This is a genomic window from Streptomyces triticisoli (assembly GCF_003270085.1).
Classification (GTDB): Bacteria; Actinomycetota; Actinomycetes; order Streptomycetales; family Streptomycetaceae; genus Streptomyces; species Streptomyces triticisoli.
Map to the genome: position 1 here is coordinate 16,786 of NZ_QFDQ01000028.1, position 23,024 is coordinate 39,809.

The following is a 23,024-nucleotide window of genomic DNA, read 5'->3' on the forward strand; positions in this document are numbered from 1 at the left end:
TTCCCCCTGGAACGGACAGGTCTAGTCCAATCTCAGGGTACGCCGGTCGGGAGGCCCACGGCCGAGAACCGGTCACCCGAAGATGTCGAGCTCGCCCTTCTCCGCGCCCGCGAGCTCGTACCCCGAGCCCGCCGCCGGTACCGGACGCCCCGCGTAGAGCCGTACGAGCGTGGCGGCGTCGCCGATGTAGCGTGCCGGGTGCCGATCCCCGCTCACGTCGCCGAACCTCAGCGGCTCGTCCACGTCGTCGAGGTCGGCGTGCAGCGGCAGATGCCCCTTCTCACGGGTCACGCGTGCCAGCAGGGTGAGCGCGTACGGCAGCCCGTCCCCCGCGTACGCCCCCGGCGTGCCGAGGGTGTCTCGCACGTCACCGGCGTGCACCCACTCGCCCAGCGCGAGCACGTCCAGCACCCCGCCGGCCTTCGCGATCACCGGCCCGGCCTCGGTCATCCCGCGCTCCAGCTCGTCCACCACCCGGGCGTTCGTCCACTCGGCCCGCTCGGCGATGTCCCGCTGATTGCACTCGGGTGAGAACACCCCCTCCTCGAACCGGCGCTCCACCACCCTCGTCAGCGCGGCGGAACAGTGCGCGAGCACATCCCGCACCGTCCACCCCGGACACGCGGCGGTCGGCAACGCGAAGTCCGCGTCCGCCCGCGCCCGCAGCAACGGGATCAGCGCGTCCCGCTCCGTGGTGAGCAGCCGCCCGGGCAGCTCGGGGTCCCGTACCTCACGCACGTCAGTAGATGTCATGCCCTCCACGCTAGTGCTCGGCCCGCCCCACGTCGGCTGCCGCCATGCACACGATGGAAAACACTCGGGCCGCCCCCCGTTGGGGTCGCGGACGTGAACGGAGGCGGGGAGGGCGGCAGCGGCGACAATGGCGGCATGGCCGATCTCGACGCCCTGCGCGCCCGCTGGAGCCGCTCCCTCGAAGGCGCCCGGGGCCCCGGCGGGGGCCCCGACCCGGTGCCGTACGCCGACAACCTGCTCGCCCACTGGCGGGAGCCTCAGCGGCACTACCACACGCTCACGCACCTGACCGCCGTCCTCGACCGCGTCGACGTGCTGGAGGAGTACGCCGACGATCCGGACGTGGTGCGGCTGGCCTCATGGTTTCACGACGCCGTCTACCTGCCCGAGCGGTCCGAGAACGAGGAGCGGTCGGCCCGGCTCGCCGAGCGCGCGTTGCCCGAGGCCGGGGTGTCGGCGGAGAAGACCGCCGAGGTGGCCCGGCTGGTGCGCCTCACCGCCACCCACGACCCGGCCGACGACGACCGGAACGGCCAGGTGCTGTGCGACGCCGACCTGGCGATCCTGGCCGCGTCCCCGTCGGCGTACGCCGCCTACACGGCCGGCGTCCGCGAGGAGTACCGCTTCGTCCCCAGCGACGCCTTCCGCGAGGGCCGCGCCGCGATCCTGCGCCGGCTCCTCGCCCTGCCCCACCTGTTCCGCACCCCGTACGGGGCGGAGCACTGGGAAGCCACCGCCCGCTACAACATCGGCGGGGAACTGGAACTGCTGACGTAAAGGATTCCTTGACGCCACCGCGGATGTAAAGGCATCCTTTACGTGTGACCGATTCCCCGTCCCTCACTGCCCTGAGTGCCCTGCTCGCCGAGCACGCCTCGGTCCTGGCCGCGGCGGTGGGCAGCCCGTTGACCCCACCGGCCTACCTCGACCTGGTCCGGCGCGCCCAGGATGTCGACGCCCTGGCCGACCAGGTGCTCAAGCTGTGCGTGCAGCAGTGCCGGGACGCCGGCCACACCTGGCAGGAGATCGGGGACCTGCTCGGAGTCACCCGCCAGGCCGCCTTCCAGCGGTTCGGCAAGCCCATCGACCCCCGAACGGGAGCACCCATGGACAAGACCGTGCACATGGCCGACGCCGCGGAACGCGCCCTCAGGATCGTCACGGACATCCTCGAAGGCCGCATGGACGAAGCCAGGCCGTCCTTCAACGCCGATGTCCTGGCTGCGTTCACCGACAAAGTGCGGGGCGACGCCCTGGCCAGTGTGGCCGGCCTCGTCGGTGCGTTCGAGGGCTTCGGCCGGGGTGAGCCGTTCGTCCGGCGCATCGGCGATCACACCGTGGTCGACATCCCGCTGAGCTACGAGGCCGGCGACATGAAGGCCCGGGTCGCGTTCGACGAGGACGAGAAGGTCGCCGGATTCTTCATCCTCCCGCCCGAGACGCCATGAGAGACGCGTCGCCGCCCACCCCACCGATTCGACCGGTCCGGCCGATTCGACCGATTCGACACCCGTACGGAGAGCTCGTCCCGTGATTGATTTCACCCCCCACTCGTCGGCGGTCCCCTGGGCCGCGATCCTGCCTCTGGTGGTCATCGATCTGGCCCTGCTCACCTACTGCCTCGTCGATGTCGTCCGGCACCCGGGCACCCGTCACCTGCCCCGCTGGGCCTGGGTGCTGATATGCCTGTTCGTCAAACCCGTGGGCGCGATCGCCTACCTGGTGGTGGGTCGGAGTGAGGACCGGTGAACGGGGCGGCCGTCACGACCGCGGGGCTGGTGCGCGACTACGGACACGGCGCGGGGCTGCACGGCGTGGACCTGGAGGTGCCGCGCGGCGGTGTCTACGGCCTGGTGGGCCCGAACGGCGCCGGGAAGACGACGCTTCTGTCCATCGTCGCCGGCCTGCGCCGCTCCGACGCGGGCGAGGTCCGGCTGTCGGTCGACGCGGGACGGGTCGCGGTCTGCCCCGACACTCCCGAGTTCGAGCCCTGGCTCACCGCGGCGGAGGTGGTGCGTCAGTCCCTCGGCCTGACCGCACGGCGCGGGCGCCGGCACCGCGGCAGTACGGTGCGTGACACCGACGGGTCCGCCCCCGACCCGGTCGCGGGTGTACTCGCCGAGGTCGGCCTGACCGAAGCGGCCGACCGGCGCACGGGCGGCTTCTCCCGCGGGATGAAGCAACGGCTGGGGCTCGCGGTGGCGTTGGTGCTGGAACCCGAGTTGCTCGTCCTCGACGAACCGACCAGTGCGCTCGACCCGTCCGGGCGGGCGGAGGTGCTGTCCCTGGTCGCCGGGCTCGGCCGGACCCGCACCGTGATCTTCTCCAGCCATGTCCTGGCGGACGTGCAACGGGTCGCCGACACGGTGGGCGTGCTCCACCGGGGCAGGCTCCTGTTCCAGGGGCCCGTACGCGACCTGATCGACCGGTTCCTGCAGCCGGCCTGGGAGGTGCGCCTCCGCGACGGGGACGAGCAGCGACTGGCCGAACTGCTGCGGCACCAGGAATGGGTCACCTCGGTGGCGGTGACCTCCGACGGGTCCGTGCGCGTCGAAGCGGCGAGCACCGCGGTCGGTGAACGTCAGCTGCCGAAGGCGATCGCCGCGGCGGACGCGGCTCTGATCAGCCTGCGGCCCGTCGACGCCGACCTGGAGGCCGCGTTCCTGGCGCTGACCGGCGGACAGCGCGGGCAGCGCGGGCAGCGCGGGCAGCGCGGGCAGCGCGGGCAGCGCGGGCAGTACGAACAGCGCGAACAGCACGAACGGCGCGGGCAGTTGGACGCAGATCAGGCGGGTGCGGCATGAACGGTCTTTCGGTGTGGCGAGTGGAGTGGCTTCGGCTGCTGCGTACCAAGAGGCTGATCGCGCTGCTGGGCGTCTTCGTGTTCTTCGGGTTCGCCGGGCCGCTGCTCGCCAGGTACTCCGCGCAGCTGCTGAAACACGCCGGCGGCTCGGGCCAGCAGGTGACGATCATCCTGCCGCCCCCGGTTCCGGCGGACGGTGTGGCCGAGTACGTGAGCAACGCGCTGTCGATCGGCCTCATCGTGACGGTCGTCGTAGTGGCGTACGCGTGCTCGATCGACGCCAAGACCGCGCTTTCGGTGTTCTACCGGACGCGCGCCGACCGCTTCGGCGATCTCCTGGTGCCGAGGTTCGCGGTCAGCGCTGTCGGTGTAGTGGGCAGCTATCTGGCCGGGCTGCTCGCCGCCTGGTACGAGACGGCCGTGCTGCTGGGGAATCCCGGTACGGCGGCCATGGGGAGGACAGCGCTCGTCGGCTCGGTGTTCCTCGTGTTCGCGGTGGCGGTCACCGCGCTGGCCGCAACACTGGCGCGCAGCACCCTCGGCACCATCGGGTACGCGCTTCTCGCGCTGTTCACGCTCCCGCTCCTGGGGGCGCTGCCCGGGGTGTCGCGCTGGCTCCCGACCGAGCTGATCGGGGCGTCGGACGCGTTCCTGCGGCACACGGCGGCCGACCATGCGCAGCGGGCCCTGGCCGTCGCCGTGGTGCTCACGCTCGGCTGCGTGGTGGCAGCGGTCCGGTGTGGCGCGCGCAGGGAGGTGCGTTGACGTCCATGTCCTGAATCATCCGTCCGCGTGGGAAAGGCTGTCGCTCCGAGGCGCCCGCCGCGCCTACCCTGCGCCGTATGCGTGCATGGGGCGGGGAGCAGGTGGAGCGGGCCGTCGCGGACGCCGTGGCGCTGCTGCGGACGGCGGTGGACCGGGACTGGGACGGGGTGCGGGCCGGACGGCTGGAGTGGAGCTGCCGGCGCACGGCGGAGCACGTCGCGGGTGCTCTCCTCATCTACGCGGGGCGGTTGGCCGGGCGCGCGCAGGACGCGGGCGTCCCCTTCGGGGTCACCCTCGACGAGGGCACCGGGAACGCGGACGTCCTGGACGTGATCGAGACGACCGGTGCGCTGCTCGCCGCGGCCGTGCGCACCACTCCGCGCGGGGTCCGGGCCTTCCACCCGTTCCCCTTCCGCAGCGCGAACCGCGAGGGCTTCGCCGCGATGGGCGTCACCGAGGTGCTGCTGCACACGCACGACATCGCCACCGGCCTGGGACTGGCGTACGAGCCGCCCGCCGAGCTGTGCGAGGACGTGCTGACCCGGCTCTTCCCGCACGTCCGGCCGGGCGCCGCGCCCTGGCCGACGCTGCTGTGGGCCACCGGCCGCGGCGAGCTGCCCGGGCGGGCGCCGGTCACCGAGTGGCGGTGGAGCAACCCGCCGGTCATCCCCGCCGAGCGGATCACCCTGGAGGGTGTCACCCCCGCCGCCGCACGCGATCTGTGCAACGGCGGTGACGGCGGGTTCGCGTGGGTCGAGGGCGGCCCCCACGAGACCACGCGGAGCGCCGCGGGGATGGCCGTGAAAGCGTACGAAGGCGGCGTGCACCGACCCGAGTGGGGGATGTTCGTGCTCGTACGGCACTCGGACGGGCGCGCGGTCGGCGGGATGGGCTTCCACGCCGCGCCCGACGAGGAGGGCCGCGTGGAGATCGGCTACGACCTCGCCGCGTCCGCCCGCGGCCACGGCTACGCCACGGAGGCGCTGCGCGCGCTGTCGGCCTGGGCGCTGGCCCGGGACGACGTACGGCTGCTGGTCGCCACCGTCGACCGGGACAATGTCCCGTCCCAGCGGGTGGTCCAGCGCGCCGGTTTCGTCGCCGTGGGCGGGGACGAGGAGGAGATCTTCTACGAAATGCGGCCCTGAGCACGGTGTTTGGGCCGCCGCAGCCCCGCGGCGTACAGCAGCCGCACCACCTCCCGGCTGCTGACCTCGATCGCCCCGGCCGCCACCGCGTCGGCGTAGCGGTGGGCGGGCAGGTCGTAGTGGTCCCGTTCGAAGGCGCGCCGGGGAACGCCCAACTCGGCGGCGAAGAAGTGCAGTTCGTCGTAGGAGACGTCGCTGACCAGGTGGGACCACATGAGGCCGTGGCCCGGCCAGGCGGGCGGGTCGATGTAGAGGGTCACGGTGCGGCCGTCCAGCGGGCCGCCGTCACGACGGCGGCTCCCCGCCGCCGGTCGCCTCCGCCAGTCCGCCCACCGGCGCCACCTTCACGCCCGCCTTGGAGCACACCCAGTGCGGGTCCGGCCCGAGTTCGGGCTCGACGTCCAGCGCGTGCGGGTCGCCGTAGCCGCACACCGGGCACAGCGGCCAGCGGCCGTACCGTTCCAGGAGGGCGTCCTGGACGTCCTGCGCGACCAGCCCGGCCACGAACTGCGCGCCCTCCGGCCACTGCTCCACCCACCAGCGGCGCTGGGCCACGGAGTCCTCCACCAGCGAGACCACGTCGGCCTTGGCGACCTCGCCCGCGACCAGGTCGGCCAGGACGAGGGCGCGGGCGGCGTGCAGGGCCTGCTCCAGGGGGGTTGTAGGGGCCATCATGTCTCCATTGTGCGCACTGTTGACGACACCGCCGAACAGAAAATATCTTTCATGGTGTGACCCATGATGTGAAGGAAATTTTCGCACGCGCGGGCACCTCCGGCGGCATGCCCCCCGCCCCCGCCGCCCTCGCGGCCAAGGTGCGCACGCTCGCGCCCTCGATGACCCGCTCCATGCAGCGTGTCGCCGAGGCCGTCGCGGGCGACCCGGCCGGCTGCGCGGCCCTCACGGTCACCGGCCTCGCCGAGCTCACCGGCACCAGCGAGGCGACCGTCGTACGCACCGCCCGCCTGCTGGGCTATCCGGGCTACCGCGACCTGCGCCTGGCGCTCGCGGGCCTGGCCGCGCAGCAGCAGTCGGGCCGCGCGCCCTCCATCACGACCGACATCGCGGTGGACGACCCCATCGCCGACGTCGTCGCCAAACTCGCCTACGACGAGCAGCAGACCCTCGCCGACACCGCCGCCGGTCTCGACACGGTCCAGCTCGGCGCGGCCGTCACCGCCCTGGTCTCCGCCCGCCGCACCGACGTCTACGGCATCGGCGCCTCCGGCCTGGTCGCCCAGGACCTCACCCAGAAGCTGCTGCGCATAGGGCTGATGGCCCACGCCCCCGGCGACCCGCACCTCGCCGTCACCAACGCGGTGCAGCTGCGCGCCGGTGACGTGGCGATCGCGATCACCCACTCGGGTTCGACCGGGGACGTGATCGAGCCGCTGCGGGTGGCCTTCGAGCGCGGCGCGACCACCGTCGCGATCACCGGCCGGCCCGACGCTCCCGTCACGCAGTACGCCGACCACGTCCTGACCACCTCCACCGCCCGCGAGAGCGAGCTGCGCCCGGCGGCGATGTCCTCCCGGACCAGTCAACTGCTGGTGGTGGACTGCCTGTTCGTCGGGGTGGCGCAGCGGACGTACGAGACGGCGGCGCCGGCGCTGGCTGCGTCGTACGAGGCGCTGGCCCACCGGCACAGTCCGCGGGGCGGAATCCGGCGTTCGTAGCGGGGGGGGCGAACCGGCCGGGGCCGGCCGGCGTCGGCCGTACCGCACCGCACGCACCGCACGCACCGCGCCGCACGCATCGCATCACACGCATCGCCTTGCACGAAGAGAGCCGCCTCCTCATGACCTCCACCCCCCACTACCGTGAGCTGCGCGCCGAGTTGGAGTCGCTGACGACCGAGGCGTTCCGTCCCGAGCTGGCGGAGATCGACCGGCTGCCCACACTGGAGATCGCGCGGCTGATGAACGCCGAGGACACCACCGTGCCCGCCGCCGTCGCCGAGCGGCTGCCACAGATCGCCGCCGCGATCGACGCGGTCGCGCGGCGCATGGCCCGCGGCGGCCGGCTGCTCTACGCCGGCGCGGGCACGGCGGGACGGCTGGGCGTGCTGGACGCCTCGGAGTGCCCGCCGACCTTCAACACCGAGCCGTCGCGGGTGGTCGGCCTGATCGCGGGCGGCCCCGGGGCCATGGTGACGTCGGTCGAGGGTGCGGAGGACTCGAAGGAACTGGCGGTCGAGGCCCTCGACGCCGTGGGCCTCACGCCGGACGACACGGTGGTCGGCATCTCCGCCTCCGGCCGCACCCCGTACGCCGTCGGCGCGGTGGAGCACGCCCGGAGGCTGGGCGCCCTGACCATCGGCCTGGCCTGCAACGCGGACAGCGCGCTGGCGGCCGCCGCCGAGCACGGCATCGAGGTCGTCGTCGGCCCCGAACTGATCACCGGCTCCACCCGGCTGAAGGCCGGCACGGCCCAGAAGCTGGTCCTGAACATGATCTCGACGATCACGATGGTCCGCCTGGGCAAGACCTACGGCAACCTGATGGTCGACGTACGTGCCTCCAACGACAAGCTCCGCGCCCGCTCCCGCCGTATCGTGGCCCTCGCCACGGGCGCACCGGACGAGGAGATCGAAGCCGCCCTCACCGCCACGGGCGGCGAGGTGAAGAACGCGATCCTCACCCTCCTGGCCGACGTCGACGGCCCGGCAGCCGCCCGCCTGCTGGAACAGTCCGGCGGTCACCTGCGCGCCGCCCTGGAGGAAGCGGGGGGCTGAGAGCCCGGCCGGGCCCCCTACCCTTGAGGGCACCATGAACCACGCCCAGCTCACCGCCCTCGGCCGTGCTCTCCGTCTCCTCGGCGAGCACGGCGAGGCCCTGACCGCCGACACGCCCGACGCCAAGCTGCACGAGGTGAGGACGGACCTTCGGCGTGCTCTGGAGTTGCTGGACGAGACCGTCACGACGGTCGCGCCCGCCACCCGGTGCCCCGAGCACCCGAACGGGCCCGTCGACAAGAGCGCGCCCGATCTCTGTCTGCTGTGCGAGACCCGGCGGCGGGCCGCCCGGCGGTCCGAGGTCAACGGGGCCTATCCCTCGTACGACCGTTCCGCCGCCGAGCCCTCCGAGCCCGCCGACCGCGCACCCTCCCGCTACGGGGTGCGCGGGGACCGGCCGCAGCCCCAGCAGCGGTGGCTGCCGGAGCTGTGGAACGGGCGGGAGTGGCAGTTGTGCGGGACCCCGCGGCGGGACCGGCGCGAGGCGGAGCTGTTCATCAACGCCCAGCGCCGCGCCCCGCGTGCCGCGATGGCCTACCGGCTCGTGCACGAGTTCACCGACTACGAGGTGGTACGGATCTGGGGCCACCCCGTGCGGACCGACATCGAGCCGATGGGCAACCTGTAGAGCTCAGCTGAGCGTCCGCAGCGACGCCGCGTCGTACGGCCTCAGCTCCTCGAACCGGCCGCCGAGGACCTTCGCCGCCCACTCGGGGTCCTGCAGCAGCGCGCGGCCCACGGCCACCAGGTCGAACTCGTCGCGCTCCATGCGGTCCAGCAGGTTGTCCAGGCTGCCGAGCGGCGCGCCCTCCCCCTGGAACGCCCTGTTGAAGTCGCCGTTCAGGCCGACCGAGCCGACGGAGATGACCTGCTTGCCCGTCAGCTTCTTCGTCCAGCCCGCCAGGTTGAGGTCGGAGCCCTCGAACTCGGGCAGCCAGTAGCGGCGCGTGGAGGCGTGGAAGACGTCCACGCCGGCCGCCGCGAGCGGGGTCAGGACCGCCTCCAGCTCCTCCGGGGTCTCGGCGAGGCGGGCGTCGTAGACCTCCTGCTTCCACTGCGAGTAGCGGAAGACGACGGGGAACTCCGGCGAGACGGACGCGCGGACCGCGGCCACGATCTCGGCGGCGAACTTCGTCCGGGCCACCGGGTCGCCACCGTAGGCGTCGGTGCGGCGGTTGGTGCCGGCCCAGAGGAACTGGTCGATCAGATAGCCGTGGGCGCCGTGCAGTTCCACGCCGTCGAAGCCGATGCGCTCCGCGGCGGCGGCCGCCTCGGCGAACGCGCCGACGACGTCGTCCAGGTCCTTCTGGGTCATCGCCTTGCCTGTGACCTCGGACTCGCCGACGCGCAGCCCGGAGGGGCCGACCGGCGGCGCGTCCGGGAACGGCGGCCGGTTCGGCTTGCGGACCATGCCGATGTGCCACAGCTGCGGCACGATCGTGCCGCCCGCCGCGTGCACGGCCTCGGCGACCCTCGCCCATCCGGCCAGCTGCTCCTCGCCGTGGAACCGCGGCACCCGGCTGCTCTCACCGGCCGAGTCGTGCCCCACGTACGTGCCCTCGGTGACGATCAGTCCGACACCGGCGGCGGCGCGGCGGGCGTAGTACGACAGCACGTCCTCCCCCGGGATGCCGCCGGGCGAGAACATGCGGGTCATCGGTGCCATCACGATCCGGTTGGGGACGGTGAGACCGTTCAGCGTGACGGGACGGGAGAGGATCCGCGCCGCACGGGAGGCGGACCCGGACCCGGGCGCGGACTCTGAAGACGCGGGCTCTGAAGACGCGGGCTCTGAAGCGGTGGCGGTCACGTGGGGGGCTCCTCGGAATCAGTCGGGATACCAGATGGTATGTGCACACGCATGGAGTGCACACTGGTGCCAACTGTGCCGTCCGCCACGGCATTCCGCCGTCTCCCGGCTGTGACCCGGAACACGCCGAGGGCGGCACCCCCTGCGTGAACAGGGGGTGCCGCCCTCGGTACGTGACGGACGGGTCCGATCCTCCGAGGAGGATCAGAAGTCCATGTCACCGCCCGGCATGCCGCCGCCGGCCGGCGCGCCGGCCTTCTCCGGCTTGTCGGCGATGACGGCCTCGGTGGTGAGGAACAGGCCGGCGATGGAGGCGGCGTTCTGCAGCGCGGAACGCGTCACCTTCGCCGGGTCGATGATGCCCTCGGCGATCATGTCGACGTATTCGCCGGTGGCGGCGTTCAGACCGTGGCCGACGGTCAGGTTGCGCACCTTCTCCACGACGACGCCGCCCTCGAGACCACCGTTGACGGCGATCTGCTTCAGCGGGGCCTCCAGGGCCAGCTTCACGGCGTTGGCGCCGGTCGCCTCGTCGCCCTCGAGTTCCAGCTTCTCGAAGACGCCGGTGGTCTGCAGCAGGGCCACGCCACCGCCGGCGACGATGCCCTCCTCGACGGCCGCCTTGGCGTTGCGCACGGCGTCCTCGATGCGGTGCTTGCGCTCCTTGAGCTCCACCTCGGTGGCGGCGCCGGCCTTGATGACCGCGACACCGCCGGCGAGCTTGGCCAGGCGCTCCTGCAGCTTCTCGCGGTCGTAGTCGGAGTCGCTGTTCTCGATCTCGGCACGGATCTGGTTGACCCGGCCCTGCACCTGGTCGGCGGAGCCGGCGCCGTCGACGATGGTGGTCTCGTCCTTGGTGATGACGACCTTGCGGGCGCGGCCCAGGAGGTCCAGGGACGCGTTCTCCAGCTTGAGGCCGACCTCCTCGGAGATGACCTCGCCGCCCGTGAGGATGGCGATGTCGCCGAGCATGGCCTTGCGGCGGTCGCCGAAGCCCGGGGCCTTGACGGCGACGGACTTGAAGGTGCCGCGGATCTTGTTGACGACCAGGGTCGACAGGGCCTCGCCCTCGACGTCCTCGGCGATGATCAGCAGCGGCTTGCCCGACTGCATGACCTTCTCCAGCAGCGGGAGCAGGTCCTTGACCGAGGAGATCTTGGAGTTGGCGATGAGGATGTACGGGTCCTCGAGCGACGCCTCCATGCGCTCCATGTCGGTCGCGAAGTAGGCGGAGATGTAGCCCTTGTCGAAGCGCATGCCCTCGGTGAGCTCGAGCTCCAGACCGAAGGTCTGCGACTCCTCGACGGTGATGACGCCTTCCTTGCCGACCTTGTCCATGGCCTCGGCGATGAGCTCGCCGATCTGGGTGTCGGCGGCGGAGATGGAGGCCGTGGAGGCGATCTGCTCCTTGGTCTCGACCTCCTTGGCCTGGTCGAGCAGGGCGGCGGAGACGGCCTCGACGGCCTTCTCGATACCGCGCTTCAGAGCCATCGGGTTGGCACCGGCGGCGACGTTGCGCAGGCCTTCCTTGACCAGGGCCTGGGCCAGCACGGTCGCGGTGGTCGTACCGTCACCGGCGACGTCGTCCGTCTTCTTGGCGACTTCCTTGACCAGCTCGGCGCCGATCTTCTCGTACGGGTCCTCGAGCTCGATCTCCTTGGCGATGGAGACGCCGTCGTTGGTGATCGTGGGGGCGCCCCACTTCTTCTCGAGGACGACGTTGCGGCCCTTGGGGCCGAGGGTCACCTTGACGGCGTCCGCGAGCTGGTTCATGCCGCGCTCGAGGCCGCGCCGCGCCTCCTCGTCGAACGCGATGATCTTGGCCATGTGAAGTGGTCCCTCCAGGACTGGGGGTGATTCCTTCGGACCGCGCCCGCGCCCGCGACGGACGGCTCGCCGGCCGGTGGTTCCTTGCCCCACCGAGCCCGCGGGCCTCACCGACCCGGTCCTTCGTTGTCACTCTCACCTTCAGAGTGCTAACGCCAATGATTAGCACTCGGCATGGTCGAGTGCAAGCGCCTTCGGGGGATCAGCCCGGGCGAACGGGACGAAGGAGGCAGGATGAGGGGGCAGGACGAGGGGGACAGGGCGAGGGGACAAGACGAAGGGCCCACACCTCGTAAGGTGTGGGCCCTTCGTGTGAAGAACGTTCAGGCGGTGACGCGCACCATGTCGGCCTGCGGGCCCTTCTGGCCCTGCGAGATCTCGAACTCGACCCGCTGACCCTCTTCCAGCGAGCGGTAGCCGTCCATCTGGATCGCGCTGTAGTGGACGAAGACGTCCGCACCACCGTCGACCGCGATGAAGCCGTACCCCTTCTCCGCGTTGAACCACTTGACGGTGCCCTGAGCCATGCCTAACTCCCCTATTACTGGCCCTTGCACAGATCCACACTTCGCGGATCCGGGTCAGACCTCACCCCCCATGGATTGGGGGCGTGCGCCGGAACGCGTCGACCGCGGCTGAATGTATCTGCCCAACTGCCGTCTGCAACAGGTCAATCGGACGAGAATTCCGGACGCGAGCAGTCCGGAGTATGGCGGGAATTCATCCGAATTCAGGGCAAGTCGGGCCCCGCAAACAAGGCAAATGCCGCAAAAAGTCCACACACTTTGGCTACTTCTTGTCGGACGTGCGGCAGGAATTCATGGCTCCGGACCCGGGGACCGGCGGTGCGTTCCCCAACTCTACCGCGCTCAATCACACAGAATTGCCCCCTCCGCTTCTCTCACGGAGGGGGCAACCCCATGCACGTTCGGTGACGAAAATTACCGAAGGTAACGTTCGTCCGTGGAAACGATCAGCCGCCGGCGACGGCCGGGATGATCGAGACGCCCGCGCCGTCCGGCGTGACCGTCTTGAGCCCCTGCTCGAAGCGGACGTCGTCGTCGTTGACGTAGACGTTGACGAAGCGGCGCAGTTCGCCCTGGTCGTCCAGGACGCGGGCGGCGATGCCCGTGTGGTTCTTCTCCAGGTCGGAGATGACCTCACCGAGGGTCGCCCCCTCGGCACTGACCTCGGCCTGACCGCCGGTGTAGGTGCGAAGGATGGTCGGGATGCGAACGGTCACGCTCATTGCAGGCCAGCCTCTCGGAAGGAGTCCAGGTTCGGGCGGATCGTCGCGGTGAGCCCGGTACCGGCCACCGCGTCCAGCGTCTTCAGGCCGTCGCCGGTGTTGAGGACGACGGTGGTCTTCGTCGGGTCGAGGGCGCCCGCCTCGATCAGCTTCCTCGTCACGCCGACCGTCACACCGCCGGCCGTCTCCGCGAAGATGCCCTCGGTGCGGGCGAGCAGCTTGATGGCGTCCACGACCTGTTCGTCCGTCACGTCCTCCACGGCACCGCCGGTGCGGCGCGCGATGTCCAGGACGTACGGGCCGTCGGCCGGGTTGCCGATGGCGAGCGACTTGGCGATGGTGTCCGGCTTCTGCGGCCGTACGACGTCGTGGCCGGCCTTGAAGGCGGCGGACACCGGGGAGCAGCCCTCCGCCTGCGCACCGAAGATCTTGTACGGCCTGTCCTCGACCAGCCCCAGCTCGACCAGCTCCCGCAGGCCCTTGTCGACCTTGGTGAGCTGCGAGCCGGAGGCGATCGGGACGACGATCTGGTCGGGCAGCTCCCAGCCGAGCTGCTCGCAGATCTCGTACGCCAGCGTCTTGGACCCTTCCGCGTAGTACGGCCGCAGGTTGACGTTGACGAAGCCCCAGCCCTCGCCGGCCGGGTCGCCGATCAGCTCGGAGCAGAAGCGGTTCACGTCGTCGTAGTTGCCCTCGATGCCGACGAGTTCGCCGCCGTAGACCGCGGCCATGACGACCTTGCCCTGCTCCAGGTCGTGCGGGATGAACACGCAGGAGCGCAGGCCGGCGCGGGCGGCGGCGGCGCCGACGGCACCGGCGAGGTTGCCGGTGGAGGAGCAGGACAGGGTGGTGAAGCCGAAGGCGCGCGCGGCCTCCAGGGCCTGGGCGACCACACGGTCCTTGAAGGAGTGCGTCGGGTTGCCGGAGTCGTCCTTGACGAAGAGCCTGCCGGCGTCGACACCGAGCTCGCGGGCGAGGCGGTCGGCCTGGACGAGCCGGGTCCAGCCCGGGTTGAGGTTCGGCTTGCCGGCCACGTCCGCGGGGACGGGCAGCAGCGGCGCGTAGCGCCAGAGGTTCGCGGGGCCCGCTTCGATCCTCTTGCGCAGCCCCTCGGTGTCGTAGCCCGAGAAGTCGTAGGCGATCTCCAGCGGCCCGAAACACTCCTCGCAGGCGAAGACCGGGCCGAGAGGAACGCGGTGACCGCACTCGCGGCAGCTCAGAGCCGCGGCGGGGCCGAGGTCGACGGTGGAGTCGGTGCTGCTTGCGACAGTCTGCACAGCCATGTGAGGCGAGGCCCTTTCTCCTCATCTTCCTCACGACGCATCTCGCCGTGAGACGGAATTGGCACCTTCCCTAGCCGGGAGCCTCGCTAAGACGATCGACGGCGGTCAGTGATCACTGATCACTGGCCGGCGGTCTACGAGAACCGGCTGGAGGGTTGCCGGGGCTTCAACGGGCCGTGTCCCTCTGCCCCTCTGGATGAGCTGTATGCGGTTGTGAGGCGGCGACCCCCGGCATGCGATGGTCGTCCGCGTTGTTCAAGACTGTAACCGAAGGCCACGACCGTCGAGATGGTCGTCCGAAGCGCGAGACGACCGTGAGGAGCCGCAGACCGTGCTGGAAGAAGTCGAGCGCTGGCTCGCCACCCGCTCCTGGTCCGTGGCCGACCGCCCGCTCCGCCAGATCCTCGCCGCCAAGCAGCGCACCGGCCAGACGGTCTCCGTCGTGCTGCCCGCGCTGAACGAGGAGGAGACGGTCGGCGACATCGTCACCGCCATCCGCCGCGACCTCGTGGAGGGGGCGCCGCTCGTCGACGAGATCGTCGTCGTCGACTCCGCCTCCACCGACCGCACCTCCGAGGTCGCCGCCGCCGCGGGCGCGCGCGTCGTGCACCGCGACGAGATCCTGCCGCGCCTGCCGGCGGTGCCCGGCAAGGGCGAGGTGCTGTGGCGCTCCCTGCTCGTCACCCGCGGGGACGTCGTCTGCTTCGTCGACGCCGACCTCAGGGAGTTCTCCTCCGACTTCGTCACCGGCATCGTGGGCCCGCTGCTCACCGAACCCGGCGTCGACCTGGTCAAGGCCATGTACGACCGCCCCCTGACCGTGTCCGACGGGCGCGCCTCCGGCACGGCCTCCGCCGGGCAGGGCGGGCGGGTCACCGAGCTGATGGCGCGCCCGCTGCTCAACCTGCACTGGCCGCAGCTGGCCGGCTTCGTGCAGCCGCTCGGCGGCGAGTACGCGGCCCGCCGCTCCCTGCTCGAACAGCTGCCGTTCCCCGTCGGCTACGGCGTCGAACTCGGCATGCTGGTCGACGCGCTGCACCTGGTGGGCCTGGACGCCCTCGCCCAGGTCGACGTCGGCGTGCGCAGGCACCGGCACCAGGACGGGCAGGCGCTCGGCCGGATGGCCGCCGCGATCTACCGCACCGCCCAACTGCGCCTGGCCCGCGGCCATCTCGTCCGCCCCTTGCTCACCCAGTTCGAGCGCGGCGAGGACGGCTTCGAGCCGCGGACGTACTCCGTGGACACCGAGGAGCGGCCGCCCATGGCCGAGATCGCGGAGTACGCGGCCCGGAAGGTGGCGTGAAACGCCGGCCTGTGCCGGGTACGGCCGTCTACGAAGCGGAACCGTACGTTTGAGCGCTTCCGGGCCGGGCTAGGTTGAGGACCATGGCTTCAACCCACGGTGCCGAGGTGTTGGTCGCGTCCAATCGCGGCCCGGTTTCGTACGAGGTGCGCGAGGACGGCTCGCTGAACGCCAGGCGCGGAGGCGGAGGGCTGGTCTCGGGGCTGTCCGCGATCGGTCCGGACGCGGGCGCGGTCTGGGTGTGTGCCGCGCTGAGCGACGCCGACCGGGAGGCGGCACGCCGCTTCGAGGGCGGACGCCGGCTGCCGTCGGAGGCGACCGGCGGACAGCGGGTGCGGATGCTCGACATCGACGCGGACGTGTTCTCCGACGCGTACAACGGCATCGCCAACTCGGTGCTGTGGTTCGTCCACCACATGCTCTACCAGACCCCCCTGGAGCCGGTCTTCGACGCGGAGTTCCGGCGTCAGTGGGCGTCGTACGAGGCCTACAACCGGGCCTTCGCGCAGGCGCTGGCGGAGGAGGCGGCCGAGGGCGCGGCCGTGATCGTGCAGGACTACCACCTGACGCTCGTGCCGGGCATGCTGCGCGACTTCCGGCCGGATGTGCGGATCGGGCACTTCTCGCACACGCCGTGGGCACCGGTGGACTACTTCCGGATGCTCCCCGACGACATCGCCGAGCAGGTGCTGCGCGGGATGCTGGGCGCGGACCGGCTGGGCTTCCTCACCCGGCGGTGGGCGGACGCCTTCGCCGGCTGCTGCGACGCCCTCGTCGGCGGGCTCGGCGGCACCCGGATCGGGGTGCACGGGCTGGGCGCGGACGCCGAGTTCCTGCGGGAGCGGTCGCATCGGGCCGACGTCAAGGAGCGGATGGTGGCGCTGCGCGAGGAGATCGGCACGGCTCCGGACGGGGGTGCGCGCAGGACGATCGTGCGGGTGGACCGGACGGAGCTGTCCAAGAACATCGTGCGGGGGCTGCTCGCCTACCGGCAGCTGCTGGAGGACCGGCCGGAGTGGCGCGAGCGGGTGGTGCATCTCGCGTTCGCGTATCCGTCGCGGCAGGACCTCGCCGTGTACCGGGAGTACACCGCCGAGGTGCGGCGGGTGGCGGAGGAGATCAACGAGCGGTACGGGACGGCCGGGTGGCGGCCGGTCCTGCTGCACGTCAGGGACGACTTCGCGCGGTCGCTGGCGGCGTACCGGATCGCGGACGTGGCGCTGGTCAATCCGATCCGGGACGGGATGAACCTGGTGGCCAAGGAGGTGCCGGTCGTCTCCGACTCGGGGTGTGCGCTGGTGCTGTCGCGGGAGGCGGGGGCGTATGCGGAGCTGGGGGACGATGCGGTGGTCGTCAATCCGTACGACGTGGTGGGGACGGCGGGGGCGTTGCACGAGGCGTTGAGCATGGGGGGTGCGGAACGGGTGGAGCGGACCAAGCGGCTGGCTGCCGCCGCGACTGCGCTTCCTCCGGCTCAGTGGTTCCTGGATCAGCTGGGGGAGCTGAACGGATGATGAGTGAGCCCCCTGGGTGGGGTGGCCGTCACGTGGGTCACGCAGCCCGGCACTGACGGGTTGCCTCCCCCAAGCTCTCGGCTGCGCTCGAGCAGGGGGACCCCCAGCGCCCTGGGGGTCCCCTCAGGCATTCCGCACTGGGGGAGGCACGACTGCCCGCGGCTACGGCGCACGGCTGCCCGCGGCTAGATGCGGTCCGCCAGGTTCCTCAGCAGCTCAACCACCCCCGCCGGGCCGTCCACCACCAGGTCCGCCCGTTCCGACAGTTCCGTGACCTCTGTGCTGCCGCTGCAGACCAGGACCCCCGGCAGGCCGTCCGAGCGGAGTTTCTCCACCGCGGCATAGGCGGGGAGGTCGCCCAGGTCGTCGCCGGCGTAGAGGAGCGAGGCGGGGCCCAGGTCGCGGACGTAGTCCAGGAGGGCGACGCCCTTGTCCATGCCCGGGGGCCGCAGTTCGAGGACCATCCGGCCGGGTTCGACGATCAGGCCGTGGCGGGTGGCCAGGTCGGTGAGGGGTTCGCGGAGCAGTTCGAAGGCGGCCTGGGGGTCGTCGGCGCGGCGGGTGTGGACGGCGACGGAGCGGCCCTTCTCCTCGGTCCAGGTGCCGTGCCAGGCGCCGACCCGGTCCAGGAGGCCGGGCAGTTCGGCGCGGACCGCGGCGACCCCGGGGTGCGGGGGCGGCGCGGTGACGGTGCCCGTGGCGGCGTCCCAGCGCTCGGCGCCGTAGTGGCCGAGGACGACGAGGTGTTCCAGACCGGGTACGCCCGCGAAGCCGCCGTGCCGTACCGCGACGCCGGCCGGGCGGCCGGTGACCACCGCGACGGCGGCCACCTTGGGGGCGAGCGCGGCGAGCGCGGGCACCGCGTCCGGGTGGGCCCGGGCCTGGTCGGGGTCGGGCACGATCGGGGCGAGCGTCCCGTCGAAGTCGAGCGCGATCACCGCGTGCTCCGGTCGCGCGAGGATCGCGGCGAGCCCGTCCCGGCCGGCCCGGGTGGCGGGCGTCGGCAGGGAGGGGACGGGGCGGGTCGGGTCGGTGGGGTGACTGTCCTGGCTTCCCATACGCCGAACCTATCCACACACGGCCACGCGCACTCCTCCGCTTCTCACCGCTCCGTTTCTCACCGCTCCGTTTCTCACCGCTCCGTTTCTCACCGCTCCGCTTCTCACCGCTCCGTTTCTCACCGCTCCGTTTCTCACCGCTCCGCTTCTCACCGCTCGGCCCGCCGTGCCTCGCGTATGCGCCGCAGCCGGTTCACCGTGACCGGGTCGTGGGACAGGGCGCGGGGGTCGTCGAGGAGGGCGTTGAGGAGCTGGTAGTAGCGGACGGGTGACAGGCCCAGCTCCTCGCGTATGGCGCGCTCCTTCGCGCCGGGGCCGGTGAAGCCGCGGCGCTCCAGGGCGAGGATGTCCCGCTCCCTGCGGCCGAGCCGCTGCTCCTGGTCGTCTTCCATACGAGGCACCGTAGCCCCCGCCACCGACACAGGCCGTGGGCGTCGGACCTGCCCCGGCTCGGCTGCCGCTGCCGCTGCCACTGTGCTGCTTCCTCCGTCCCGGCCGTCTTGCCGCCATCATGTGGCCACGACTGGCCCCTACCACGCGAGTGGACTAGACCTCTTGCGGGTCGAAGGGTCACACTGTCCCCCGTGAGACACGTCATCGCCCTCGATGTGGGCGGCACCGGGATGAAGGCGGCCCTGGTCGCCGCCGACGGCTCCCTGCTGCACCGGGCGCGCCGGGCGACCGGCCGCGAGCGCGGGCCGGACGCCGTCGTGGAGGGCATCCTCGGCTTCGCCGCCGAACTGCGCGCGCACGGCGCGGAGCACCTGGGCGAGCAGGCCGCCGCGGCCGGCGTCGCCGTGCCCGGCATCGTCGACGAGGAGCGGGGCCTCGCCGCCTACTCCGCCAACCTCGGCTGGCGCGACGTACCCCTGCGCGACCTGCTCGCCGAGCGGCTCGGCGCCCCCGTGGCCCTGGGTCACGACGTGCGCGCCGGCGGACTCGCCGAGGGCCGGGTCGGGGCGGGCCGGGGCGCGGACCGGTTCCTGTTCGTGCCGCTGGGCACCGGGATCGCGGGCGCCATCGGCATCGACGGCCGGGTGGAGGCGGGCGCGCACGGCTTCGCGGGCGAGATCGGCCACATCGTCGTACGGCCCGGCGGCCTGCCGTGTCCGTGCGGGCAGCGCGGCTGTCTGGAGCGGTTCGCCTCCGCGGCGGCGGTCAGCCAGGCATGGGCGGAGGCGTGCGGGGACCCGGAGGCGGACGCGGCCCACTGCGCCAGGGCCGTGAAGTCCGGCGACGCGAGGGCACGGGCGGTCTGGCAGGAGGCCGTGGACGCGCTCGCCGACGGGCTGGTCACCGCGCTCACCCTGCTGGACCCGCGCACCCTGATCATCGGCGGCGGGCTCGCCGAGGCGGGCGAGACGCTGTTCGCGCCGCTGCGCGAGGCCGTCCGGCGGCGGGTCACCTTCCAGAAGCTGCCCTCGATCGTCCCCGCCGCCCTGGGAGACACCGCCGGCTGCCTGGGCGCGGGGCTGCTGGCCTGGGATCTCCTCACCCCTCCCGCGACTTCCACGACTTCCACGACGACTTCCCGGAGGTAGCCCTCTGATGGCCCCCAGCAAGGTTTTCACCGGAGCCCGGGTGGTGTTGCCCACCGGGATCGTGGACGGCGGCCGGGTGATCGTCGACGGCACGCGGATCGCCGGCCACGCCCGCGGGGACGCCGAGACCATCGACGTACGCGGGCACTGGCTGGTCCCCGGCTTCGTCGACCTCCACAACCACGGCGGGGGCGGCGCCTCCTTCTCGGGCACCGCCGACGACGTGCTGACCGCCGTCGGCACCCACCGGCGGCACGGCACCACCACTCTGGTCGCCTCCACCGTCACCGACGACATGGGCACCCTCGTCAAGCAGGCGGGGCTGCTGTCGGAGCTGGCCGAGCAGGGCGAGATCGCGGGCATCCACTTCGAGGGGCCGTTCATCTCGCCGTGCCGCAAGGGCGCGCACTCCGAGGCACTGCTGCGCGACCCGGACCCGGCACAGGTGCGCAGGCTGGTCGACGCCGCGCGCGGCCGGGCGAGGATGATGACGCTCGCCACCGAGCTGCCGGGCGGCATCGACTCCGTACGGCTGCTCGCGGAGCAGGGCGTGATCGCGGCGGTCGGGCACACGGACGCGACGTACGAGCAGACGGTGGAGGCGATCGACGCCGGGGCCACCGTCGCCACCCACCTGTTCAACGCGATGCCGCCGGTGGGACACCGCGCCCCGGGCCCGGTCACGGCCCTGCTGGAGGACGAGCGGGTCACGATCGAGCTGATCAACGACGGCGTGCACCTGCACCCGGCCGCCCTCGAACTGGCCTTCCACCACGCGGGACCCGAGCGGGTCGCCTTCATCACCGACGCCATGGACGCCGCCGGGACCGGCGACGGCCGCTACATGCTCGGCCCGCTCCAGGTCGAGGTCGCGGGCGGGGTGGCGCGACTGGTGGAGGGCGGTTCGATCGCGGGTTCGACCCTGACCCTGGACCGGGCCTTCCAGCGGGCGGTGACGGTCGACCGGCTGCCGGTCGAGCACGTGGTGGCCGCGCTCTCCGCCAACCCGGCCCGGCTGCTCGGCATGGACGACCGGGTGGGCTCCCTGGAACCCGGCAAGGACGCCGACCTGGTGCTGCTCGACGAGGACTTCGCGCTGAAGGGCGTGATGCGGCGGGGCGCATGGGTGGTTGCACCCCAACTGGGCTGATCCATCCGCCCGTACGGCCGCGGCGGCCGGCCCGAGGGGTGGGCGGCCGGCCGTGTCTTTGACATGATCGATCCTCTGGAACGTCGCGACACGCGCTCTTACCCGGGGGAGGTCGGCCCAGGTGATCCTCACGGTCACGCTGAACACCGCTCTCGACATCACCTATCGGGTGCCGTCCCTGAGGCCCCACGCCTCCCACCGGGTGTCCGAGGTGACCGAGCGGCCCGGCGGCAAGGGCGTCAACGTCGCCCGGGTGCTGGCGGCCCTCGGCCACGAGGTGACGGTCACCGGCTTCGCGGGCGGGCGCACCGGGCGCGAGCTGCGCGACCGGCTCGCGGACCGGGCGCCGGGCGTGGTGGACGCGCTGGTCCCGGTCGCGGGCGCGACCCGGCGCACCATAGCCGTCGTCGACGCGCGCACCGGCGACACCACCCAGCTCAACGAGCCGGGCCCGGTCGTCGGCCCCGCCGAGTGGTCCGCCTTCCAGAACGTGTACGAGGAGCTGCTCGGCTCGGTGTCGGCGGTGGCGCTGTGCGGCAGCCTGCCGCCCGGGCTGCCGGTGGGCGCGTACGCCGGTCTGATACGGACGGCGCGGGCGGCCGGGGTTCCCGTCCTGCTGGACACCAGCGGCGAGGCCCTGCGGCGGGGGGTGGCGGCCCGTCCCGACATCATCAAGCCGAACGCCGAGGAACTGGCCGAGCTCACCGGCTCCCACGAGCCCCTGCGCGCCACCCAGGGCGCCCGTCGGCGCGGCGCCCGCGCGGTCGTCGCCTCCCTGGGCGCCGACGGCCTCCTCGCCCACACCGCCGACGGCCTGTGGCGGGCCACCCCGCCGGCCCGTGTGCAGGGCAATCCCACCGGCGCCGGGGACTCCGTGGTCGCCGGCCTGCTCTCCGCCCTGGCGGAGCACCTCCCCTGGCCGGCCCGCCTGATCCGCGCGGCCGCCCTGTCCACGGCGACGGTCCTGTCCCCGGCGGCGGGCGAGTTCGACCGCCAGGTTTACGAGAGGCTGCTGAGGCAGGTGGCGGTGACGGGGGAGGTCAGTGCCGCCTAGCTAGCTCTTGACCTGCCCCTTCTTCAGCCACAGCTGGTCCAGCAGGACGTCGCACTTGTCGCCGTCCTGGCAGGAGAGGGTGATCGTGTTGGTGCCCTTGGTGAGGCTGGGCCACGCGTAGGTCGTCGTCCAGCCCTTGGCGAAGTCGCCGTCGGCGGCACGCGCGAAGTTCCCCATGCGCAGCTTGCTGCCGAACACCTTGCCGTTGACGGTGAGCGTCATCTCCTGGTCGTCGCCGGCAGCGCTGTAGTGCGCGAAGAGTGTGTAGACGCCGTCCTCGGGAATGCCGTTCACGTTCCAGGTGACCTGGGCGCCGGGTGTGTTGAGGCCGCCCACATACACACCGCCGTCGGCGCTGGCGCCCTCGACGTCCGACGCGGTCGTCGCCCCGTTCTCGAAGCGGAGCGCCTTGGCGTCGATCTTCGGCAGCTCCTGCGGGGCCTCCGCGTCGGCGCTCGTCGACGGGCTCGGCTCCGAGCTCTGCGTGGCCGTGGGGGTCGTGCCGCCGGCCTTGTCCTCGCCCTTGTCGTCGGAGTTGCCGTTGAGCATGGCCACGCTGATGCCGATGACGACCGCGGCGACCACCGCGACGGCGCCGATCAGCAGGCCCTTGGTGTTCGGACCCCGGCCACCGCCGCCCTGACCCGGCTGGCGGCTCGTGGGCGCGCCGCCCGGATGGGTCTCCGGAGCGGCGTAGTGGGCGTTCGGCCTGCCGTACGCGCCCTGCTGCTGCGGGACCTGGCCTTGGGGAGCCGCGGGGGGCTGCTGGCCGTACTGCCGCTGACCGACCGTGCGGACCCGGTTGACCGCGTTCGGGTAGCCGTAACCGCCGGAGGGCGGCTGGGCGCCGTTGGCCTGACCGTCGGCGTACAGGTATCCGAACGGGTCGTCGTCCTCGGGCGTGCTCGCGCCGCTGTTGCCGGCCGTCATCCCTAGGTCTCCTCAAGCGTGGTGCGGGTGGTGCAGTACGTCGTGAGAAAAGCGAGCCTACCTGCTTCGCGGAGCCCCAATGGGTGACTCGCGCCGCATCGGTTC

25 protein-coding genes and 1 riboswitch are annotated in these 23,024 nt (G+C 72.2%); of the genes, 14 read left to right on the forward strand and 11 right to left on the reverse strand.

Annotated elements, in window-relative coordinates:
- Positions 1-72: 72 nt before the first annotated feature.
- On the reverse strand, positions 73-753 hold the full coding sequence (locus DEP02_RS05530) for a maleylpyruvate isomerase family mycothiol-dependent enzyme (protein ID WP_112466203.1): 681 nt from the start codon (positions 751-753) through the stop codon (positions 73-75).
- A gap of 135 nt (positions 754-888) precedes the next feature.
- On the opposite strand from DEP02_RS05530, the gene DEP02_RS05535 reads away from it, so the two are divergent.
- From DEP02_RS05535 to DEP02_RS05560, 6 genes are all read left to right on the forward strand, one after another.
- Entirely contained in the window at positions 889-1,530 is a 642-nt protein-coding gene (locus DEP02_RS05535) for an HD domain-containing protein (RefSeq protein WP_112466290.1), read from the forward strand.
- A gap of 44 nt (positions 1,531-1,574) precedes the next feature.
- Positions 1,575-2,201, forward strand: a complete 627-nt coding sequence (locus tag DEP02_RS05540; RefSeq protein ID WP_112466204.1) for a DUF3887 domain-containing protein — start codon at positions 1,575-1,577, stop codon at positions 2,199-2,201.
- Between the two features lie 82 nt (positions 2,202-2,283).
- The gene (locus DEP02_RS05545; RefSeq protein ID WP_198668296.1) at positions 2,284-2,502 is read left to right on the forward strand and encodes a PLD nuclease N-terminal domain-containing protein; all 219 of its coding nucleotides are present in this window, start codon (positions 2,284-2,286) and stop codon (positions 2,500-2,502) included.
- Complete coding sequence (locus DEP02_RS05550) at positions 2,499-3,557, forward strand: ABC transporter ATP-binding protein (protein ID WP_112466205.1); 1,059 nt, start codon at positions 2,499-2,501, stop codon at positions 3,555-3,557. Before DEP02_RS05545 ends, DEP02_RS05550 begins: the two co-directional genes overlap by 4 nt.
- The gene (locus DEP02_RS05555) at positions 3,554-4,321 is read left to right on the forward strand and encodes a hypothetical protein (RefSeq protein ID WP_157977370.1); all 768 of its coding nucleotides are present in this window, start codon (positions 3,554-3,556) and stop codon (positions 4,319-4,321) included. Before DEP02_RS05550 ends, DEP02_RS05555 begins: the two co-directional genes overlap by 4 nt.
- Before the next feature lie 77 nt (positions 4,322-4,398).
- The gene (locus DEP02_RS05560) at positions 4,399-5,466 is read left to right on the forward strand and encodes a GNAT family N-acetyltransferase (RefSeq protein ID WP_438947729.1); all 1,068 of its coding nucleotides are present in this window, start codon (positions 4,399-4,401) and stop codon (positions 5,464-5,466) included.
- Here the strand turns inward: DEP02_RS05560 and DEP02_RS05565 are convergent.
- Positions 5,448-5,726 carry a DUF4031 domain-containing protein gene (locus tag DEP02_RS05565; protein ID WP_112466208.1) on the reverse strand — a complete coding sequence of 93 codons (279 nt, stop codon included), beginning with the start codon at positions 5,724-5,726 and terminating at the stop codon, positions 5,448-5,450. The genes DEP02_RS05560 and DEP02_RS05565 overlap by 19 nt on opposite strands.
- A gap of 25 nt (positions 5,727-5,751) precedes the next feature.
- A complete protein-coding gene (locus tag DEP02_RS05570; protein ID WP_112466209.1) occupies positions 5,752-6,138 on the reverse strand; it encodes a DUF8819 family protein in 387 nt (128 codons plus the stop codon).
- 59 nt (positions 6,139-6,197) lie between these two features.
- Here DEP02_RS05570 and DEP02_RS05575 point away from each other — a divergent pair, with 59 nt between their 5' ends.
- The 3 genes from DEP02_RS05575 to DEP02_RS05585 all read left to right on the forward strand — a co-directional run bounded on the left by DEP02_RS05575 (position 6,198) and on the right by DEP02_RS05585 (position 8,828).
- The gene (locus DEP02_RS05575) at positions 6,198-7,142 is read left to right on the forward strand and encodes a MurR/RpiR family transcriptional regulator (protein WP_112466210.1); all 945 of its coding nucleotides are present in this window, start codon (positions 6,198-6,200) and stop codon (positions 7,140-7,142) included.
- A 122-nt stretch (positions 7,143-7,264) separates the two neighbouring features.
- Entirely contained in the window at positions 7,265-8,200 is a 936-nt protein-coding gene (gene murQ / locus DEP02_RS05580) for an N-acetylmuramic acid 6-phosphate etherase (protein WP_112466211.1), read from the forward strand.
- Between the two features lie 34 nt (positions 8,201-8,234).
- Positions 8,235-8,828, forward strand: coding sequence for a hypothetical protein (locus DEP02_RS05585; protein WP_112466212.1), 594 nt, complete (start codon positions 8,235-8,237; stop codon positions 8,826-8,828).
- A gap of 3 nt (positions 8,829-8,831) precedes the next feature.
- Here DEP02_RS05585 and DEP02_RS05590 read toward each other — a convergent pair whose 3' ends face one another.
- The 5 genes from DEP02_RS05590 to thrC all read right to left on the reverse strand — a co-directional run bounded on the left by DEP02_RS05590 (position 8,832) and on the right by thrC (position 14,369).
- On the reverse strand, positions 8,832-9,920 hold the full coding sequence (locus DEP02_RS05590) for an NADH:flavin oxidoreductase (protein ID WP_232838977.1): 1,089 nt from the start codon (positions 9,918-9,920) through the stop codon (positions 8,832-8,834).
- 294 nt (positions 9,921-10,214) lie between these two features.
- Complete coding sequence (gene groL, locus DEP02_RS05595; RefSeq protein ID WP_112466214.1) at positions 10,215-11,837, reverse strand: chaperonin GroEL; 1,623 nt, start codon at positions 11,835-11,837, stop codon at positions 10,215-10,217.
- A gap of 323 nt (positions 11,838-12,160) precedes the next feature.
- Positions 12,161-12,364: a cold-shock protein gene (locus DEP02_RS05600; RefSeq protein ID WP_009189266.1), complete on the reverse strand. Its 204-nt coding sequence runs from the start codon at positions 12,362-12,364 to the stop codon at positions 12,161-12,163.
- 446 nt (positions 12,365-12,810) lie between these two features.
- A complete protein-coding gene (locus tag DEP02_RS05605) occupies positions 12,811-13,086 on the reverse strand; it encodes a MoaD/ThiS family protein (RefSeq protein WP_112466215.1) in 276 nt (91 codons plus the stop codon).
- Positions 13,083-14,369, reverse strand: a complete 1,287-nt coding sequence (gene thrC / locus DEP02_RS05610) for a threonine synthase (protein ID WP_112466216.1) — start codon at positions 14,367-14,369, stop codon at positions 13,083-13,085. Before thrC ends, DEP02_RS05605 begins: the two co-directional genes overlap by 4 nt.
- Positions 14,370-14,387: 18 nt before the next feature.
- A riboswitch (SAM riboswitch) is annotated at positions 14,388-14,572 on the reverse strand.
- Positions 14,573-14,700: 128 nt separating this feature from the next.
- Between thrC and DEP02_RS05615 the strand changes: the two genes are divergently transcribed.
- Positions 14,701-15,672, forward strand: a complete 972-nt coding sequence (locus DEP02_RS05615) for a glucosyl-3-phosphoglycerate synthase (protein ID WP_112466217.1) — start codon at positions 14,701-14,703, stop codon at positions 15,670-15,672.
- 83 nt (positions 15,673-15,755) lie between these two features.
- A complete protein-coding gene (locus DEP02_RS05620; protein ID WP_112466218.1) occupies positions 15,756-17,186 on the forward strand; it encodes an alpha,alpha-trehalose-phosphate synthase (UDP-forming) in 1,431 nt (476 codons plus the stop codon).
- 185 nt (positions 17,187-17,371) lie between these two features.
- Here DEP02_RS05620 and otsB read toward each other — a convergent pair whose 3' ends face one another.
- Positions 17,372-18,244, reverse strand: coding sequence for a trehalose-phosphatase (gene otsB, locus DEP02_RS05625; protein WP_112466219.1), 873 nt, complete (start codon positions 18,242-18,244; stop codon positions 17,372-17,374).
- Positions 18,245-18,393: 149 nt separating this feature from the next.
- The gene (locus DEP02_RS05630; RefSeq protein ID WP_112466220.1) at positions 18,394-18,636 is read right to left on the reverse strand and encodes a DUF3263 domain-containing protein; all 243 of its coding nucleotides are present in this window, start codon (positions 18,634-18,636) and stop codon (positions 18,394-18,396) included.
- A 192-nt stretch (positions 18,637-18,828) separates the two neighbouring features.
- Here DEP02_RS05630 and DEP02_RS05635 point away from each other — a divergent pair, with 192 nt between their 5' ends.
- The 3 genes from DEP02_RS05635 to DEP02_RS05645 all read left to right on the forward strand — a co-directional run bounded on the left by DEP02_RS05635 (position 18,829) and on the right by DEP02_RS05645 (position 21,989).
- Positions 18,829-19,785: an ROK family protein gene (locus tag DEP02_RS05635; RefSeq protein ID WP_112466221.1), complete on the forward strand. Its 957-nt coding sequence runs from the start codon at positions 18,829-18,831 to the stop codon at positions 19,783-19,785.
- Between the two features lie 7 nt (positions 19,786-19,792).
- Positions 19,793-20,935 (forward strand): N-acetylglucosamine-6-phosphate deacetylase, encoded by a 1,143-nt coding sequence (nagA, locus tag DEP02_RS05640; protein ID WP_112466222.1) that lies wholly within the window; start codon positions 19,793-19,795, stop codon positions 20,933-20,935.
- A gap of 121 nt (positions 20,936-21,056) precedes the next feature.
- Positions 21,057-21,989 carry a 1-phosphofructokinase family hexose kinase gene (locus DEP02_RS05645; protein ID WP_112466223.1) on the forward strand — a complete coding sequence of 311 codons (933 nt, stop codon included), beginning with the start codon at positions 21,057-21,059 and terminating at the stop codon, positions 21,987-21,989.
- Here DEP02_RS05645 and DEP02_RS05650 read toward each other — a convergent pair whose 3' ends face one another.
- Entirely contained in the window at positions 21,990-22,919 is a 930-nt protein-coding gene (locus tag DEP02_RS05650) for a carbohydrate-binding protein (RefSeq protein WP_112466224.1), read from the reverse strand. It lies immediately after the preceding gene.
- Between the last annotated feature and the right edge of the window lie 105 nt (positions 22,920-23,024).

Coding starts and splice junctions, on each gene's coding strand:
- DEP02_RS05530 (WP_112466203.1), bottom strand. CDS start 753: ATGACATCTACTGACGTGCGTGAGGTACGGGACCCCGAGCTGCCCGGG.
- DEP02_RS05535 (WP_112466290.1), top strand. CDS start 889: ATGGCCGATCTCGACGCCCTGCGCGCCCGCTGGAGCCGCTCCCTCGAA.
- DEP02_RS05555 (WP_157977370.1), top strand. CDS start 3,554: ATGAACGGTCTTTCGGTGTGGCGAGTGGAGTGGCTTCGGCTGCTGCGT.
- DEP02_RS05560 (WP_438947729.1), top strand. CDS start 4,399: ATGCGTGCATGGGGCGGGGAGCAGGTGGAGCGGGCCGTCGCGGACGCC.
- DEP02_RS05570 (WP_112466209.1), bottom strand. CDS start 6,138: ATGGCCCCTACAACCCCCCTGGAGCAGGCCCTGCACGCCGCCCGCGCC.
- murQ (WP_112466211.1), top strand. CDS start 7,265: ATGACCTCCACCCCCCACTACCGTGAGCTGCGCGCCGAGTTGGAGTCG.
- DEP02_RS05585 (WP_112466212.1), top strand. CDS start 8,235: ATGAACCACGCCCAGCTCACCGCCCTCGGCCGTGCTCTCCGTCTCCTC.
- groL (WP_112466214.1), bottom strand. CDS start 11,837: ATGGCCAAGATCATCGCGTTCGACGAGGAGGCGCGGCGCGGCCTCGAG.
- DEP02_RS05600 (WP_009189266.1), bottom strand. CDS start 12,364: ATGGCTCAGGGCACCGTCAAGTGGTTCAACGCGGAGAAGGGGTACGGC.
- DEP02_RS05605 (WP_112466215.1), bottom strand. CDS start 13,086: ATGAGCGTGACCGTTCGCATCCCGACCATCCTTCGCACCTACACCGGC.
- thrC (WP_112466216.1), bottom strand. CDS start 14,369: ATGGCTGTGCAGACTGTCGCAAGCAGCACCGACTCCACCGTCGACCTC.
- DEP02_RS05620 (WP_112466218.1), top strand. CDS start 15,756: ATGGCTTCAACCCACGGTGCCGAGGTGTTGGTCGCGTCCAATCGCGGC.
- otsB (WP_112466219.1), bottom strand. CDS start 18,244: ATGGGAAGCCAGGACAGTCACCCCACCGACCCGACCCGCCCCGTCCCC.
- DEP02_RS05630 (WP_112466220.1), bottom strand. CDS start 18,636: ATGGAAGACGACCAGGAGCAGCGGCTCGGCCGCAGGGAGCGGGACATC.
- nagA (WP_112466222.1), top strand. CDS start 19,793: ATGGCCCCCAGCAAGGTTTTCACCGGAGCCCGGGTGGTGTTGCCCACC.
- DEP02_RS05650 (WP_112466224.1), bottom strand. CDS start 22,919: ATGACGGCCGGCAACAGCGGCGCGAGCACGCCCGAGGACGACGACCCG.